13 protein-coding genes are annotated in these 14,862 nt (G+C 66.8%); 10 read left to right on the forward strand and 3 right to left on the reverse strand.

The genetic code is table 11. The annotated features are described in order from the left end of the window. The first annotated feature begins 188 nt into the window (after positions 1-188). The 3 genes from glsA (at position 189) to VB734_RS05830 (ending at position 4,632) form a co-directional block, all read left to right on the forward strand. Positions 189-2,048 carry a glutaminase A gene (gene glsA, locus VB734_RS05820; protein WP_323243106.1) on the forward strand — a complete coding sequence of 620 codons (1,860 nt, stop codon included), beginning with the start codon at positions 189-191 and terminating at the stop codon, positions 2,046-2,048. 13 nt (positions 2,049-2,061) lie between these two features. Continuing rightward, positions 2,062-3,966, forward strand: a complete 1,905-nt coding sequence (locus tag VB734_RS05825) for an adenylate/guanylate cyclase domain-containing protein (protein ID WP_322782268.1) — start codon at positions 2,062-2,064, stop codon at positions 3,964-3,966. A gap of 99 nt (positions 3,967-4,065) precedes the next feature. Continuing rightward, positions 4,066-4,632, forward strand: a complete 567-nt coding sequence (locus tag VB734_RS05830) for a hypothetical protein (protein ID WP_322782269.1) — start codon at positions 4,066-4,068, stop codon at positions 4,630-4,632. A 97-nt stretch (positions 4,633-4,729) separates the two neighbouring features. Here VB734_RS05830 and VB734_RS05835 read toward each other — a convergent pair whose 3' ends face one another. Continuing rightward, the gene (locus VB734_RS05835; protein ID WP_322782270.1) at positions 4,730-6,208 is read right to left on the reverse strand and encodes a mechanosensitive ion channel family protein; all 1,479 of its coding nucleotides are present in this window, start codon (positions 6,206-6,208) and stop codon (positions 4,730-4,732) included. Between the two features lie 165 nt (positions 6,209-6,373). Between VB734_RS05835 and VB734_RS05840 the strand changes: the two genes are divergently transcribed. Then, positions 6,374-7,036 (forward strand): SIMPL domain-containing protein, encoded by a 663-nt coding sequence (locus tag VB734_RS05840; protein WP_322782271.1) that lies wholly within the window; start codon positions 6,374-6,376, stop codon positions 7,034-7,036. A gap of 116 nt (positions 7,037-7,152) precedes the next feature. Further along, positions 7,153-7,518, forward strand: coding sequence for a DUF3307 domain-containing protein (locus VB734_RS05845; protein WP_322782272.1), 366 nt, complete (start codon positions 7,153-7,155; stop codon positions 7,516-7,518). A gap of 7 nt (positions 7,519-7,525) precedes the next feature. Here the strand turns inward: VB734_RS05845 and VB734_RS05850 are convergent, their stop codons facing one another. Together VB734_RS05850 and speA are read right to left on the reverse strand one after the other, a co-directional pair. Further along, the gene (locus tag VB734_RS05850; protein WP_322782273.1) at positions 7,526-8,074 is read right to left on the reverse strand and encodes a cyclic nucleotide-binding domain-containing protein; all 549 of its coding nucleotides are present in this window, start codon (positions 8,072-8,074) and stop codon (positions 7,526-7,528) included. A gap of 54 nt (positions 8,075-8,128) precedes the next feature. Beyond that, the gene (speA, locus tag VB734_RS05855) at positions 8,129-10,090 is read right to left on the reverse strand and encodes a biosynthetic arginine decarboxylase (RefSeq protein ID WP_322782274.1); all 1,962 of its coding nucleotides are present in this window, start codon (positions 10,088-10,090) and stop codon (positions 8,129-8,131) included. 169 nt (positions 10,091-10,259) lie between these two features. Between speA and ndk the strand changes: the two genes are divergently transcribed. The 5 genes from ndk to VB734_RS05880 form a co-directional block, all read left to right on the forward strand. Then, a complete protein-coding gene (ndk, locus tag VB734_RS05860; protein WP_322782275.1) occupies positions 10,260-10,718 on the forward strand; it encodes a nucleoside-diphosphate kinase in 459 nt (152 codons plus the stop codon). Between the two features lie 41 nt (positions 10,719-10,759). After that, positions 10,760-11,449: a FecR family protein gene (locus VB734_RS05865; RefSeq protein WP_322782276.1), complete on the forward strand. Its 690-nt coding sequence runs from the start codon at positions 10,760-10,762 to the stop codon at positions 11,447-11,449. Beyond that, positions 11,446-13,296 (forward strand): adenylate/guanylate cyclase domain-containing protein, encoded by a 1,851-nt coding sequence (locus VB734_RS05870; protein ID WP_322782277.1) that lies wholly within the window; start codon positions 11,446-11,448, stop codon positions 13,294-13,296. Before VB734_RS05865 ends, VB734_RS05870 begins: the two co-directional genes overlap by 4 nt. A gap of 125 nt (positions 13,297-13,421) precedes the next feature. Further along, positions 13,422-14,189 (forward strand): FecR domain-containing protein, encoded by a 768-nt coding sequence (locus VB734_RS05875; RefSeq protein WP_197161888.1) that lies wholly within the window; start codon positions 13,422-13,424, stop codon positions 14,187-14,189. Between the two features lie 77 nt (positions 14,190-14,266). After that, on the forward strand, positions 14,267-14,862 hold a 596-nt coding region (locus VB734_RS05880), incomplete at its 3' end, for a CHASE2 domain-containing protein (protein ID WP_323243107.1).

Genomic DNA, 14,862 nt, shown 5'->3' on the forward strand with positions numbered 1-14,862 from the left:
CAGCTGGCCCAGGCGGGCGGGCGCGATGCCGCCTCCCTCGACCCAGCCCTGGACCAGGCCCGCACCGACCTGATCAGCCAGCTGTCGTGATCAGCTTGATGTAGCGCCCGCTACAGACCGACGGCCTGGCTGGGGATTGGTATCACTGCGGTTCAGCCTTTCATGCCCCGCTGGATTCTGACCGCATGATGGATACTCCCAGCAGCACCGCCGATGTGATTCAGGGGCTGCTTGCGGACCTCCATCGCCGTTATTCCCTCCTGGAGGAAGGTGCTCCGGCCGACTACATCCCGGAGCTGGCGAAAGCGAATCCCTCGGATTTCGGTATCTCCATCACCACGGTGGATGGGCGTATCTATGAGGTGGGCGACACCCGAAAGCCATTCACCATCCAGTCGATCTCCAAGCCGTTTGCCTATGGTCTTGCCCTGAAGTTGTTCTCGGACGACTATCTGGCCACGAAGGTGGGGGTGGAGCCCTCTGGAGATGCCTTCAACGCCATCAGCCTCGATCAGAAGACGGGCCGTCCCCGCAATCCGATGATCAACGCCGGGGCCATCGCCACCACGGCGCAGATCTGGAATCATGATCCGCATCAGGCCGAAGCCCTGATGCTCGACTTCTTCAGTGAGCTGGCCGGGCGCCGCCTCAGCATCGACCAGGCGGTGTTCCAGTCTGAGCGTGCCACTGGTCACCGCAACCGGGCGATCGGTCACCTGCTGCGTAATTTCGGAATTATCGAGGATGATCCGGAAAACGCTCTCGACCTCTATTTCAAGCAGTGCTCGATCACGGTCACCTGCCATGATCTGGCGGTGATGGCCGCCACCCTGGCTTGTCAGGGGCACAATCCCTTCACCGGGTCCCGGCCACTCACGCCTGAGATCACCGTGCGCATGCTGGCCCTGATGGCCACCTGCGGCACCTACGACTTTGCCGGTCAGTGGCTCTACGACGTCGGCATGCCGGCCAAGAGTGGCGTGGGCGGTGGTGTGCTTGCCGTGGTGCCCGGTCGGCTCGGCATCGCCACCTATTCCCCGCCGCTCGATGTGCTCGGCAACAGTGTGCGCGGCATTGCGGTCTGCAATGAGCTCTCCGACAGCCTCGGTCTCAGTCTTTTCAACCAGTATCCCCAGACCAGTTCCACGATCCGGCGCTCCTATAAAGGGTCCCAGCGCCAGTCGAGGCGCTGGCGCGCGGCGGATCAGGCGAAGTTGCTGCAGGAGCGGCGAGATGCGGTCCGCATCGTGCATACCCAGGGTGTGCTCGATTTCGCCGCGATCGAGAGGTTGCTCTCCGAGCTCAGCGAGATCATGGCTGATGCCTGGATTCTCGTGCTGGATGTGGCCCATGTCACGGAACTTCCAGAGGAGTCCAGGGGGCTGTTCCTGCATGAACTCACCTCGCTGCGGCGCCGGGGAGTGATCGTTCTGCTGGCCAGGGCCCGCCATCTCAACCTTCCCCGGTCACTCAGCTTGGCGGGGGGAGTGGAGGAGATGCCCCAGTTCGAGCAGCTGGATCAGGCCCTGGAATGCGCCGAAGACCTGCTGCTGGACTCCACGAAAGACGAGCATCAAAATCCTCCCTTCAGTACGGAAATCGATCAGACGCTCGGCTTTCTGGGCATGTTGCAACCCACCCACCGTCAGACCCTGGCCGATCTGATGCAATGCCGCAACTTCGCCAAGGGGGAGTACGTGGTCAGGAAGGGTGATTCCGGCCATGAGCTCTTTCTGGTGCGGGAGGGGCGTTTCACCATCACCGTCGAACTGCGCGGCAGTGACGGCCAGTCCTATGCATCCCGGCTGGCCACCTTCGAGCCGGGGATGTGCTTCGGGGAGATTGCCTTCCTCTCCGGCACACCCCGTACTGCCGATGTCACAGCGGATCTTGACGGCAGCTGCTGGGTGCTGGATCGCCACGATTTCGATAATCTGCGCCAGTGGGAGCCCGATGCCGTCACGGAGCTGTTGCTGGCGCTCACCCGCGATCTGGGCACCAAGCTTGCTCTCACCAGTTACCAGCTCACCTTGATGGAACATCTGTGAAGCCGTTGCGTCCATGACTTCCCGAGCGATCACCTGGATGCGGCGCTATGGAGTGTTCGTGGTCTGGGCCGGCGCCTGTGCCCTCGGCTATGGACTGTTCCCGGACATCTACGAGCGCTGGCAGCTGGATCTCTCCTCCCGCACCCAGGAGCTGCGTGGACCACGCAAGCCACCCTCCGGGGTGGTGATCGTCGGCATCGACGACTACAGCCTCGTGCAGGGGCAGAACGCCGACCTCAGCCAGGACAAGGACCTGCGCCGCCTTGCTGCCTGGCCCTGGCCCCGGGCGATCTACGACCGAGTGCTCGATCGCCTCTTCTCAGCCGGTGCCCGGGTGGTTGGCTTCGACCTTCTCTTCGATGCTCCCAGCAGCCACGGTCCGGAGGATGACGCGGCCCTGGCCGCGGCCCTGCGCCGCCACAGCGGCAAGGTGGTGCTCGGGGCCCAGGTGTTCGAGAGCCGCGGCCGGGTGGGCGGCCTCACCCTCAGTGCCGCCATGCCTTTCCTCAGCGAGGCTGCCGGCCCCAGCAGCTCGGGGCTGCTCAATGGCCTCCAGGATCCAGATGGCTACATCCGCCTGCGGCCCAGCACCTATGCCGAGCAGCTGCGGCAGTCGGGAATGCTGGATGTGCCGGTGGGCCTCTCCAGCCAGCTGATCGCCAAGGGCCGCGTGGCTGAGATTCCGCCACCGCCGATCCTCGCCAGCTGGCGGCCTCTGGTGGACCCCTACGGCCCGCCTCGCACCATCCCCACGATCCCGATCTGGGAGGTGCTCGAGTCGGGCAGCTTCGCCCGTCTCAAGCAACAGGGCACCTTCCGCAACCAGGTGGTGCTGATCGGTCCCACCGCCAGCGTGCTCCAGGACATCCACCGAACGGCCTTCGCCGGCGCCGAGGGCATGCCCGGCGTCGAGATCCACGCCGCCGAGATCGCCAACCGTCTGGAGGGACGTGCCCTTTACATCCCCCCCAACGCCTGGTACCTGGCTCCCTTGCTGGGGCTCCTGGTGCTGGCTCTCGGCCTGGCCAGCGCCCGGGCGGAGAAGCCGCAGGTGCGGCTTGGAGCCCTGGCGCTGCTGGCCGGAGCGATGGTGCTTCTGGGGCTGATCCTGCTGAGCACCACCGGCGCCGGCATCGGCCTGCTGGGGATCTCCGCCCTCACCCTCGCCACCGGCCTGGTGAGTGCCGGTGATGCCACGGTGAGGCTGCAGTGGAACCGGTTGCGGCTGCGGCGGATGCTGGAGCGGTACCTCTCACCGGCGGTGGCAGCCCAGATCGCCAGCCAGCCTGAGGAGGCCGATGACCTGCTGGGAGGCAAGGTGTCGGAGGTGGTGGTGTTCATCTGTGACGTGCGTGGCTTCACCCAGCGCACCACGAAGATGAGCAAGGAGGGCAAGGCCACTCAACTGGTGCAACAACTTAATGAATATTTTGCCGTTGTTGTTGATACCCTGCAGCGTAAGGGGGCGATCATCGATAAATACATGGGCGATGCTGTGCTCGCCGTCTTCGGAGTGCCTCTGAACCGGGGGATGGAGGTGGAGGTTCAGTCGGCTCTTGAGGCGATTCTGGAACTTCAGGACCAGATGGAGGCCCTCAACGAGCGCTGGGCTGCCCAGGGCAAGGACCCCTGGGAGCAGGTGATGATCCTGAGCGGCGGGCCTGTGATCAGCGGGAACATCGGCTGCGCCTCACGGATGGATTACACCGTGATCGGTGACACCGTCAACATGGCCAGTCGCCTGGAGGGGGTGGCCAAGCAGTCGGGGCGCGACATCATCCTCAGCCGTGTGGTGGCTGAGCATGCTTCTCGCGAATGGGACTTGGAGCGGGTGGGTGAGTTCGAGATCCGCGGCCAGGAAGCCCAGGAGGTCTTCACGATGAAACCGAGGGAATATTATGAGCGGAGTCAGGGCTAGCCTGACCTTGATCGCTCATCTTCAAGCTCCATGAACCACCGCCTGGTTGCAACGTTTGGCGGACTGCTTCAGGTTGGCCTTCTCCAGGCCGTGTTGATGGTGCCAGCCGCCCCGAGTCATGCGGCGGCCTTCGAGCAGGCCACCATCAAGCGGCTTGTCGATGGTCGTGAGGTCTACATCGACGGCAAGGCCGCCCGGGTGAATGAAGTGGCCCGTTCCGGCCAGCAGGTTCGCACCGGCAAGAGTCGCGCTGAGCTTCTGTTTGACGGCCGCGCCACGGGCTTCATGGGCAAGTCGAGCGTGATCACCCTCGGCAATGCCTGCTTCCGCCTCAGCAAGGGCGCGGTGCTGGTGAGTGGACCCCAGAAGGCCTGTCTCGGCACCAAAGTTCTGGGGGTGAAAGGCACGACCTATGTCCTCACCCGCGCCGATGACGGACTGTTCGACTTCGTGGTGCTGGAGGGGCAGGGGTATGTGGGCCCTGAGGATGGATATGAGGAGAAGCAGGACTCCACCTCCTCCGGTTCCGCAGCGGGTGCAGCCGGGGATCCCTCGGGCAACACAACACCACCTATGTCTGCCGCTGTGAAGTGGCCCGCTTCACCGCCGACGGCGAATTCGTCAGCCAGGGCAAGCTCAGCCGCAGCCAGTATCAGGCTCTGCTGAGCCTGCACACGTCCGGTCAGAGTCAGCTGGGCAAGAGCGCCGCGATCAAGGACGCCTTCTCGGAGTGCTACAGCGGCAGCTGAGCCTTTTCCAGGCCTCAAAGAGTCAGGGTCTCGAACAGCTGCTTCATGCGCCTGAGCAGCTGATTCTCATGCTGCTTCACCTTCTCCCGCTCCATCCCTTCCAGCTCGCCGCGGCGTTTGCTCACCAGGTGGGCCATCCGGTCCATCAACGGCGGATTCTCAATCAGCAAGGGACCCAGGCTGGTGCGTGAGACCTCCAGCAGAAGGCATTCCTCCAGTGCCCGGACGGTGGCACTGCGCCGGTTGCCGGCGAGCATCGACATCTCACCGAAGACATCGCCGGGTTTCAGGCAGGCCACCCGGAATGGCTCCTCCTCCTCCTGGTTCTTCAGCACCTCGACCATTCCCTGAACAACCTGGAACAGGGAATCACCTAGGTTGCCCTCGCGCACCACCACTTCCCCCGGCGCAAACCGCAGGCAGCGGGTGGTCCTGGCCAGCTGGATCATTTCCTCCTCGCTGAGGTCCCCGAAGAGCGGGTTGCGGCTGAGCAGAGCACGCCGTTGGTCAAGGCCACGCTGGTCGGGATGCCCTGCATCAAGGACGGTCCGTTTCTCCCGGAGTTCACGCACCGGATAGGGGACGCTCTGGCCGGTTCGCTCCAGGCTGAACCAGATCTGCTCCAGCAGTTCACTGCGCAGGTCGAGCATGTCACCGAGATTGCCCGGTGGCTGGAACGCGATGATGTCATAGGTGATGGCACTGTCGGCGAAGGCCTGCACCCGGACGGCAGGAGAGGGATTCTCCAGCACACGAGGGTGTTTATGGAGCACCTCCAGCAGTAAGTGCCGGGCCCTGGAGGGGGGCAGGGTGTAATCAAGGCCGATGCTGAAGCGGTTGCCCATCGCACCAAAGGCCACGTAGTTGCGGACCACCACTTCGGTGACCTTGGTGTTCGGCACCACCACCAGTGCACCGGTGACATCCTTCAGGCAGGTGTCACGCCAGTTGATCGACACCACCACGCCCAGGGTGCCATCTCCCAGATCGAGGAAATCTCCCACGGAAAAGACATCATCGAACTGGAGTTCCAGGCCCGCAAAGAGGTCTTTGAGCGGCTCCTGGGCGGCCAGACCCAGCATGGCGGTGAGCACAGCCGAGGTGGTGACCAGGCTGACCAGATTGAAGCGGGCCTGCTCCTGCACCACGATCACCGTGGCCACGATGCCTCCACCCAGCATCAACAACTGCAGCAGAATCTGGGCAGGTTCTTTCCTCAGACGCAGGGCTGCCGGAAGTTCGAGAAACCCCCAGAGAGCGAGGCGGATGCCCAGGTAACTGAACATCAACTCGTCGATGGTGGAGATCCAGGCCCGGTAGTGAGCGGGCAGGAGGATCAGCGGCAGGGTGCGCACCACCGCCCAGCTCAGAATCGCCAGGGCCGCCAGCTGAATCGGCAGCTTCGGCAGGCGCAGGCGCCGGATCAGGAGCTGCAGGGGCAGCAGCAGGACCATCGTCACGATGGCTGTGAGCCACACCTCCAGCAACAGCATCCTGAAGTTCAGCGCTCAATGGGACGCAGAGCATCCGGGCATGGCCGGGAGAGCCCGCACAGCAGGATAGAGGCGATGGCCGTTCGCCCTGCCGTCACTGCCGTTCTTCGCCTCCGTCAGCCCATGGTTCACCCTGGTCGCGCCGCAGGGGTATGGCCCCTGGCCTTGCTCCTGCTCCAGATGACCCCGCCGGTGAAGGCTCAGCAGGTGCAGTTGCGCTGTGATGGCACTCTGCTCGAAGCCCGGGGCAGTGCCGAGCAGAAGCGCACGATCAACGTTCTCCGGGTGTCCCTGGCGCTCTCAGCGGAGGCGGCCACGGCGGATGGGGCCCTGGGCGAGCTGCAGCGGCGGCTGGCACTGGTGCGCCAGGCTCTGCAGCGCCTTCAGGTGATGGAGCTGGTGGTGAGTTCACCGTCCAGCTGGGAGCGGCCCGCAAGCCCGAAGCGCCCGGCGGCCGTGGAGGCCAATCTTCAGGTGAGCGGTGAACTGGCCCCGGCCCGGCTGCAGGCTCTGGTGCGGGAGGTGGGGGCGCTGCCCGGCGTCCGCCTCAATCCGGTGTCACCCAGGGCCGACCAGGCTGGCGATGCCGCCGTGCGCCGCCAGTTGCTGCGGCTGGCTTATCAGGATGCACTGCTGCAGGCCAGGCAGCTGGCCGAGGCCATCGGTCTGGGCATGCCAACACCCCTGGAGGTGCAGATCGACGGCGGATTCCGGCCGATGCTGGCCAAAGGCATGGCGGCGGATGCCGCTCCTCCACCCTTCGAGCCAGGCGAGCTGCCGCCTCCGATGGATCGGCTCGACATGCAGGTGCGCTTCTGCGCCCGTTGAACAGGGAAATCTGTCTCCAGGGTCCATGGTGACCGATCACTCCGCAGGGCGGGACCCTGAGGCGGCAAGCTGGTGAGGAACTGATCTCTCCCATGGCATCAGATGGCGCCCAGACCATGTCTGGTCTCGGGCTTTTCGCCTTGCTGGCCATGGGCCACTTCGTTGCCGACTTCGGCCTCCAGAGTGATCGGATGGCGGTGGAGAAATGTCCAGGGAAGGATCACACCCTCCCCTGGCCATGGTGGCTGCTCGCCCATTCCGGCATTCACGCCTTCATCGTCACCTGGCTCACGGGAGTGGTCTGGCTCGGTCTGGCCGAGTGGGGGATTCATGCCCTGATCGATTACGGCAAGTGCCGCCATCGTTATGGGCTTGGGGTGGATCAGTTGCTGCACATGGCCTGCAAGCTGATCTGGGTGCTGATTCTGGTGATCCTCGCGCCTGTGGGCACCGGTGGGTTGCTGCAGGCCTTTCCCCGCTGAACGGGGATCAGACGGTGGAGTCCGGTGTTGGGCTCGAGCGTCCGTGGCCGATCACCAGCAACCGATCCATCGCCTTGCTCAGGCAGTAATTGAGGGGTTTGAACTCTGACTCCAGCCGGTTCAGTTGATCGGTGTCACCCCGCTCGCTGGCGGCGATGCCATCGAGCAGCAGACCGATCACCTCATTGCTGCGCATGCAGCGCTGACTCACCAGCGCCAGCATCTCCATGGCCAGGTCGACGTCGAAGAGCAGGGTCTTGAGAAAATTGTCGCCGCTCACCTCCACCAGCTCGGCGGGCCCCTCCACAACCCGCACATCGGCGGAGTGCTGGCCAGAGCCGAACAGACCCATCTCCCCCAGCAATTCCTCGGCCTCGATCACGGCGAGTGTGTGGGGCTCGGGCTCGGTGAGCCGGAGCTGAATCGCCACCTTGCCCTTGGTGAGCAGCATCAGGCTGTCGGCCGGCTCTCCCTGGCGCATCACCAGGTCGCCGATGGCGGCATGGCGGACCACTGGTGCCAGTTCGTCATGGTGGATGTCCAGAAGCAGTTTCATCCGCTCCCTCACCACCTTCAACTGCGGTTCGTCGCCCCACATGGATCCTTCCCCTCAGGTCTGCAGGTAGGTGCTCTGGCGCAGGCTGTTCTGCAGATGGGCCATCAGCCGGCCGGCGTCGGGCACGGTGAGCGTGCCACGGTGAATGGCCGCCTCGCTGGCCATCCGCAGGCGCTCGAGCAGGGTCTCAGGGTCGTGTTCCATCGCTTCCAGCACCTCGGCGTTGCTGTTGCCACGCACCACATGGTCGACCCGGTAACGGCCGTTGGCACCCAGACGGATATGGACCGCATTGGTGCTGCCGAACAGGTTGTGCAGGTTGCCCATCACTTCCTGGTAGGCGCCGCCGAGAAACAAGCCGATCCAGTAGGGCTCACCCTCCCGCAGCTCATGGAGTTCCAGCAGTGGTTTGGCCTGGCCGGGGCCGATGAACCGGGCCAGCTTGCCGTCGGAATCGCAGGTGAGGTCGGCAAAACTGCCCAGACGGCTGGGGCGCTCATCGAGCCGGTGAATGGGCATCACCGGAAAGAGCTGATCGATCGCCCAGGTGTCGGGAGCTGAACGGAAGATCGACAGGTTGGCGTAGTAGGTGCCCGCCAGGGCAGCCTGCAGCCCCTTGAGGTCGTCGGGGATGGGGATGGTCGAGCTCCAGCTCTCCAGCTGCGCGGCGATCGCCTGGCAGCAGGCCCAGTAGAGCTGCTCGGCCGCTCCCCGCTCAGTGAGGCTGAGATAGCCCAGCCGGAAGGCTGAGAGGGCGTCCTGCTTGAACTTGATCGCGTCGTTCCAGCCCTCCTGCAGCTGATCGGCCTGGCCAGGGGCCTCGAGGGCGGTGACCTGGATCGAGGCCAGTGTGTCGCGCAGGTTGCGCACGATGAGAGGTTCGTCCTCCTGCGGTGTCGGCGCCTCTCCCTGCACCCCGCCGGTGCCGAGCACATCGAAGACGAGCACGCTGAAGTGGCTGGCGATGGCCCGGCCGCTCTCGCTCACGAGGGTGGGCAGCGGCACCGAACGGGGTTCACAGCACTCCCGCACCGTGGCCACCACGTCATTGGCGTAGTTCTGCAGTGAGTAGTTGGTGGAGGCGGCGGTGGCGGTGCGGCTGCCGTCGTAGTCGATGCCCAGGCCGCCGCCCACATCGAGGTAACCCATGGGCGCGCCCAGCTCGGCCAGCTGCACGTAGATCTGGCCCGCCTCCTGCAGAGCGTCCTTGAGCACGGCGATGTCGTTGATCTGGCTGCCCACGTGGAAGTGGAGCAGGCGCAGCTCCCCCAGCAGGTCGGCCTGGCGCAGGGCCTCGACCGTGGCAAGCAGATCCGGCACGGAAAGCCCGAACTTGGCGCGTTCCCCCACCGAGCTGCCCCAGCGGCCGGTGCTGCGGCTGGCCAGCTTGGCGCGCACGCCGATCAGGGGAGCGGCCCCCAGCTCCCGGCTGGCGCGGATGATCCGCTCCACCTCATCGGGCTGCTCGATCACCACCACCGGCTGACGGCCGAGCCGGCGGGCCAGGATCGCCGTCTCGATGTAGCGCTGATCCTTGTAGCCGTTGCAGATCAGCAGGGCCTCGGGGTCGTCCACCAGGGAGAGGGCGATCAGCAGTTCCGCCTTGCTGCCGGCCTCCAGCCCGAAATGCCACTGGCGACCGCTCTCCACCAGCTGCTCCACCACATGGCGCTGCTGGTTGCACTTCACCGGGAACACCCCCTGGTAGCGGCCGTCGTAGCCGTACTGGGCGATGGCCCGCTCGAACGCGGCATGGAGCCGCTCCAGCCGGTCCTCGAGGATGTCGTCGAAGCGGATCAGCAGGGGCAGGCTGAGGTCGCGACTCTGGAGGCCCTGCACCAGCTCCACCAGATCCAGGCAGCCGCCCCGCTCGCCACGGGGCTGCACCATCACGTGGCCGCGGGCATTCACCGAGAAATAGGGATCACCCCAGCCTTCGAGGCCATAGAGCCGGCTGCTGTCGGCGACGCTCCAGGCCAGGTCCGAGGGAGCGATGGCGACGGTATCGGCAGGCATGCGCGCGGGGGTGGGAGTGGTGCAGCCCCAGAAGCGACTCTAGTCAGGAGCTGGGAAACTCAGCCGGGGCGCCAGCCGTCCTCCCACACGCTGCTCCCAGCGCGCCTGGCCGCTTGCCAAGCGGCAGGCCCAGCGCGGACGATAAGTCGCATCCGCCGTCTTTCCTGCCATGGCCGTTGAACGCACTTTCCTGGCCATCAAGCCCGATGGGGTGCAAAGGGGTCTGGTGGGCGAGATCATCGGCCGCTTCGAGCGCAAGGGCTTCAAACTGGTGGGCCTCAAGCAGCTGGTTCCCAGTCGCGACCTGGCCGAGAGCCACTATGGCGTCCACCGGGAGCGTCCCTTCTTTGCCGGCCTGGTGGAGTTCATCACCAGCGGTCCTGTGGTGGCGATGGTCTGGGAGGGCGATGGGGTGATCGCCAGTGCCCGCAAGCTGATCGGGGCCACCAAGCCCCTGGAGGCCGAGCCGGGCACGATCCGCGGCGATCTGGCGGTGAACATCGGCCGCAACGTGATCCACGGCTCCGACGCCCCCGAAACCGCCGTGTTCGAGATCGGCCTGTGGTTCCAGTCTTCAGAACTCAGTGACTGGACGCCCGCCGATCAGGTGTGGCGCTGCGAGGACTGAGTGTGCAGGCTGGGGCCTGGCGCAACCTCCCACCTGCAGTCATGGCCCCCCTCACTTCCCTGGTCCCCCTGGTGCTGAGAGGCACCCTGGCACTCAGCTGTGTTGCTCAGCTGGCGGCGGGCCTTCCGGCAGGGGCCCGCGGCGGGATGCCTGTCCTGCCCCAGGTGGTGGAGGTGCCCTCCAGGCCCGCTTACGTGACTCCGCCCAGGGGAACCGAGGCCGCCGCCCGCAGCGGGCAGCTCCTGGAGCCCGCCACCCTGCTGCGCACCCGCACGCCAGGGAGGCTGCAGGTGGCCTTTCCGGATGGACGCCGTTTCCGCCTGGGGGGAGACGCCCTTGCCCTGATCGGCCGCCGCGAGGTGGAACTCAGCCGCGGCCAGATCATCGGCTGGCTGACCCCGGGGCGGAGCGCAGGCCCGCCCCTGAGGATCAGGACCCGGGTGGGCACCGCCTCGATCTCGGGCACCACGGTGTTCCTCGAGGCCAGCCCGGCGCTGCTGCGGATCTTCAGCTGGGAAGGTCCTGTTGAGGTGGAGGCCCGCAATGGTCAGCGCTTCACCCTCAACACCGGTGAGGAAGTGGTGCATTCCGCCGGTGGCTGGAGTTCACCGCGTCGACTGAGCCGTGCGGAGGCGGCTCGCCGACGCCGTGCCAGCTCCCTGCTCAACGGGTTCTCCACACCGATGGAGACCCTGCCCGAACTGGAGCGGCAACTCGACCGCCTGCCGTGACGAGGCCACGAGTCTGGTGGCTGGCGCTGGCTGTGCCCCTGGTGGTGGCTCTGCCTGCCTTTCGTCTCACCCCGCCGGGTGCAGCCCTGGCACGGCTTGATGGTCAGGCGCGAGGGCAGTTCTTTCGCTGGCGTGGTCCGCGGACGGCGCCTGCAGATCCCCTGATTCTGGCCATCGACGGCGAGTCCCTGCGCCTGGCGGATCTGCTCGGGACCGACGAACGTCAGGCCTCACCGTTGTGGCGCCGCATGGGGCCCTGGCCGTGGCCCAGGGCCCTTCAGGCGGAACTGGCCGCCACGGCCCTGCGGGGTGGTGCCCGGCGGGTGATGATCAACATCGAGTACAGCCAGCCGAGCCGTTACGGCCCCGCCGATGACGCGGCGGCCCAGGCCCTGCTGACCCCCTGGCGGCAGCGGGTGCATCTCGCCACCGGTTATGCCCTGGAGCGGCGGCAGGGTCTGGAGCAGATCAAGCTGAGGCGTCCGTTGCTGGCTCTTGGGCCCTCCGGTCTGACCACTCTGTTGCAGAGCGAGGCGGGCGTGGCCGAGGCGGTGCCGGGCCGACGCTGGTGGCGGGAGCAACTGGCTGGCTTCGCCCTCCCCCATCCGCTGCCGATGGCGTTCCTGGCGCGGCCGGAGGCCCTGGAGGAGGAGCCGCTCGGCCTCAACTACCGCGGTCCTGCCGGGACCCTGCCCTCGCTGTCGGCCTGGCGGATCCAGCAGGCACCGACAGGGATCTGGAAGAACCGCACGGTGGTGATCGGGGCCACGGCACCGGAGCTGGGAGACCAGCTGGAAACGCCCTTCGGCGCCATGAGTGGCAGTGAGGTGCTGGCCACCGCTGTGGGCAACGTGCTGGCGGAGGATGGCCTGCGCACAGCGTCGGGACCCGCGACGGGACTGCTGCTGCTCCTCTGGGGGGGCGGTGCGCTGGCCCTGCTGGCCCGCCCATCGTCGGCCCTGGGCACGATCGCCGTGGCTGTGGCTCTGATGGCCGCGGGCCTCGGCCTCACCTATGGACTCTGGCTCTGGGCCCAGCTCGATCTGCCCCTCGCGGCGCTGCTGCTGGCTCCCCTGCTGGGGGGCGGCCTGCGCGCGGCCGGGCAGGCCCGGCAGGAGCTGCGGGAGCGGGCCTACCTGCATCAGGTGCTCTCCCACCGCATCTCCCCGACCCTGCTCCACGACATCCTGCGCAACCCCGCGCCGATCTGGAATCAGGCCGCGGGTGTGCGCTGCCGCTGTGTGCTGCTGTTCAGCGATCTGGTCGACTTCACCCCCCTGAGCGCCAGCCTGGAGCCGGCGGAGCTCTTCGATCTGCTCAACCGCTACTTCGAGGTGATGGCGGCGGCGGTGCTGGCTGAGCAGGGCCTGCTTGACAAGTTCATCGGTGATGCGGTGATGGCGGAGTTCGGGGTGCCACGCAGCCGCGGCGACCAGATCGAGGCCCGCGCGGCGGTGCGTGCGGCCCTGGCGATGCAGCGAGGTCTGCAGACGCTCAATCGTGCGTTAGCCGAGAAGAACCGTCCGCCCCTGCGCCATGGCATCGGCCTGCACGTGGGGGAGGTGATCGCCGGCAACCTCGGCTCCAGCCAGCGGCTCGAGTTCACCGTGGTGGGCGCCAGCGTGAACGTGGCCAGCCGGCTGGAGGGGCTGACCCGTCGTTATCCCCAGCATCCGATCCTGATCAGCGGCGATCTGCTGGCGCTGCTGCCGGGGGAACTGGTGGTGGAGCCGCTGGGCCCCCATCCGCTCAAGGGCTGGCCCGATCCCCTGAGGGTGTTCGCCCTGCTGGGACTTGAGCCGGAGGCACCGGTGACGGATGAATCCGGAGCCGGCGCGAGGCCGTGACGAGCAGAGCAGACACCGCCACAATGAGGGATCTGCGGAGCAATCCCGGCTCCCGACCGCTGCGCTCTGCGCCATCACGCCACCCGAAACAGTTCACTCCGTCAACACTCACGTCGTCAGCACCCATGTCGCCGCTCCCCCGCCCGGCTGTGGTCGGCTCCCTGCCAGTCCGCCCACAGGCAGCACACCTCCGTCTGCTGCTTCCCGCCGCGCTGCTGGCCTGCCTGGCGATCCCCTTCCGGCCGGCGCCACTGCGGGCCGCCGAGGCGGCCACGGTGCGGGAGATCCTCGACGGCAAGGAGCTGTTCATCGATGAGCGCCAGGCCAGGGTGAACGACAAGGCGGTCACCCCCCAGGAGGTGAGCACCAGGAACAGTCGCGCCCAGCTGGGTTTTCCCTCAGGGGCCGCCGGACGTCTCAACCGCTTTTCCCTGCTCCGCCTCGGTCAGGATTGCTTCCTGCTCAGCAAGGGTCAGGTGCTGGTCTCCGGGAAACAGGCGGGATGCACCCGCTCGTCGCGGTTGAGTGTGCGCGGCACCAACTACCTGCTCGCGGTCGATGAGAGCGGCGGCACCGAGTTGTCCGTCCTCGAAGGCTCGGTTGAGGTGGAGCCTCTCAACGGAGGACAACCTGCCCCCGGGGGGGCCACCACCGTGAATGCCGGAGAGAAACTGCAGCTCTCACCGGCCGGAGTGGTGCTCACCCTGCTCAAGCTCAGCAATGGCGACTACAACGCGATTCTCGGTGGGCCTCTGTTCCAGGGCTTCACCACACCGCTGCCGGCCTTCGGATCCCTCGAGAGCTACCTGCGCTCCACCATGCCCTCGGTGTCGATCCCCTCGGCGCCGTCAACCCCTTCGATTCCGTCGTTCGCGCTGCCGCGCTTCTTCTGATGGGGCAACCAACCCGATGAGGGCCAGGGTGATGCGCGTGCTGCGGTGACCACCATGCTCAGGGAGCCCCTCCAGCCATGAGCCGACCCCGCGCCCTGGTGGCGGCCTCCCTTGGTGTGGCCCTGCTGGCGGGGGCGATCAGCGGCTGGCCCATCGGCCGCTGGCGCGCCTGGGAACGGGGCCTGGAAGACCAGCTGCTGGTGCTGCGCGGCCGCCGCCCGCCGCCGGGGCAGGTGGTGCTGGTGCCGATCGATGATGCCACCCTTCAGCAGGGGGACTGGTACCAGAGCCAGCCGCAGGAGCGTCCGCCCGACTGGGCGGTGGGCACCGGCACCTTGCCCTGGCCCCGGGCCGCCTATGGGCTGCTGGCCTCCCGGCTGATCGAGGCCGGAGCCAGGGTGGTGGCCATCAATGTGGTCTTCGCGGGCCCCAGCAGCCTGGGCCCCGCCGACGATCGGGCCCTGGCGGTTGAGCTGCGCCGCCATCCGGGCCGGGTGGCCCTGGCGGCCGAGATGCTGGAGCCGGAGGATGCGCGCACGGGTTCCTCAGGCCTGACCCTGATCCGGCCGGAGGCGGTGCTGACCGCCCTGGGCGGGCCCGACCGCCTCGGACTCGGCAACACCCTGCCGGCCGAACCCGGGGAGCCGCCGCGGCACCCCGAGGCCTACGGCCG

This window comes from Synechococcus sp. BA-124 BA4 (assembly GCF_034931165.1).

Coding starts and splice junctions, on each gene's coding strand:
- VB734_RS05835 (WP_322782270.1), bottom strand. CDS start 6,208: ATGCTGTTGCTGGAGGTGTGGCTCACAGCCATCGTGACGATGGTCCTG.
- speA (WP_322782274.1), bottom strand. CDS start 10,090: ATGCCTGCCGATACCGTCGCCATCGCTCCCTCGGACCTGGCCTGGAGC.
- VB734_RS05825 (WP_322782268.1), top strand. CDS start 2,062: ATGACTTCCCGAGCGATCACCTGGATGCGGCGCTATGGAGTGTTCGTG.
- glsA (WP_323243106.1), top strand. CDS start 189: ATGGATACTCCCAGCAGCACCGCCGATGTGATTCAGGGGCTGCTTGCG.
- VB734_RS05875 (WP_197161888.1), top strand. CDS start 13,422: ATGTCGCCGCTCCCCCGCCCGGCTGTGGTCGGCTCCCTGCCAGTCCGC.
- VB734_RS05850 (WP_322782273.1), bottom strand. CDS start 8,074: ATGAAACTGCTTCTGGACATCCACCATGACGAACTGGCACCAGTGGTC.
- VB734_RS05845 (WP_322782272.1), top strand. CDS start 7,153: ATGTCTGGTCTCGGGCTTTTCGCCTTGCTGGCCATGGGCCACTTCGTT.
- VB734_RS05865 (WP_322782276.1), top strand. CDS start 10,760: ATGGCCCCCCTCACTTCCCTGGTCCCCCTGGTGCTGAGAGGCACCCTG.
- ndk (WP_322782275.1), top strand. CDS start 10,260: ATGGCCGTTGAACGCACTTTCCTGGCCATCAAGCCCGATGGGGTGCAA.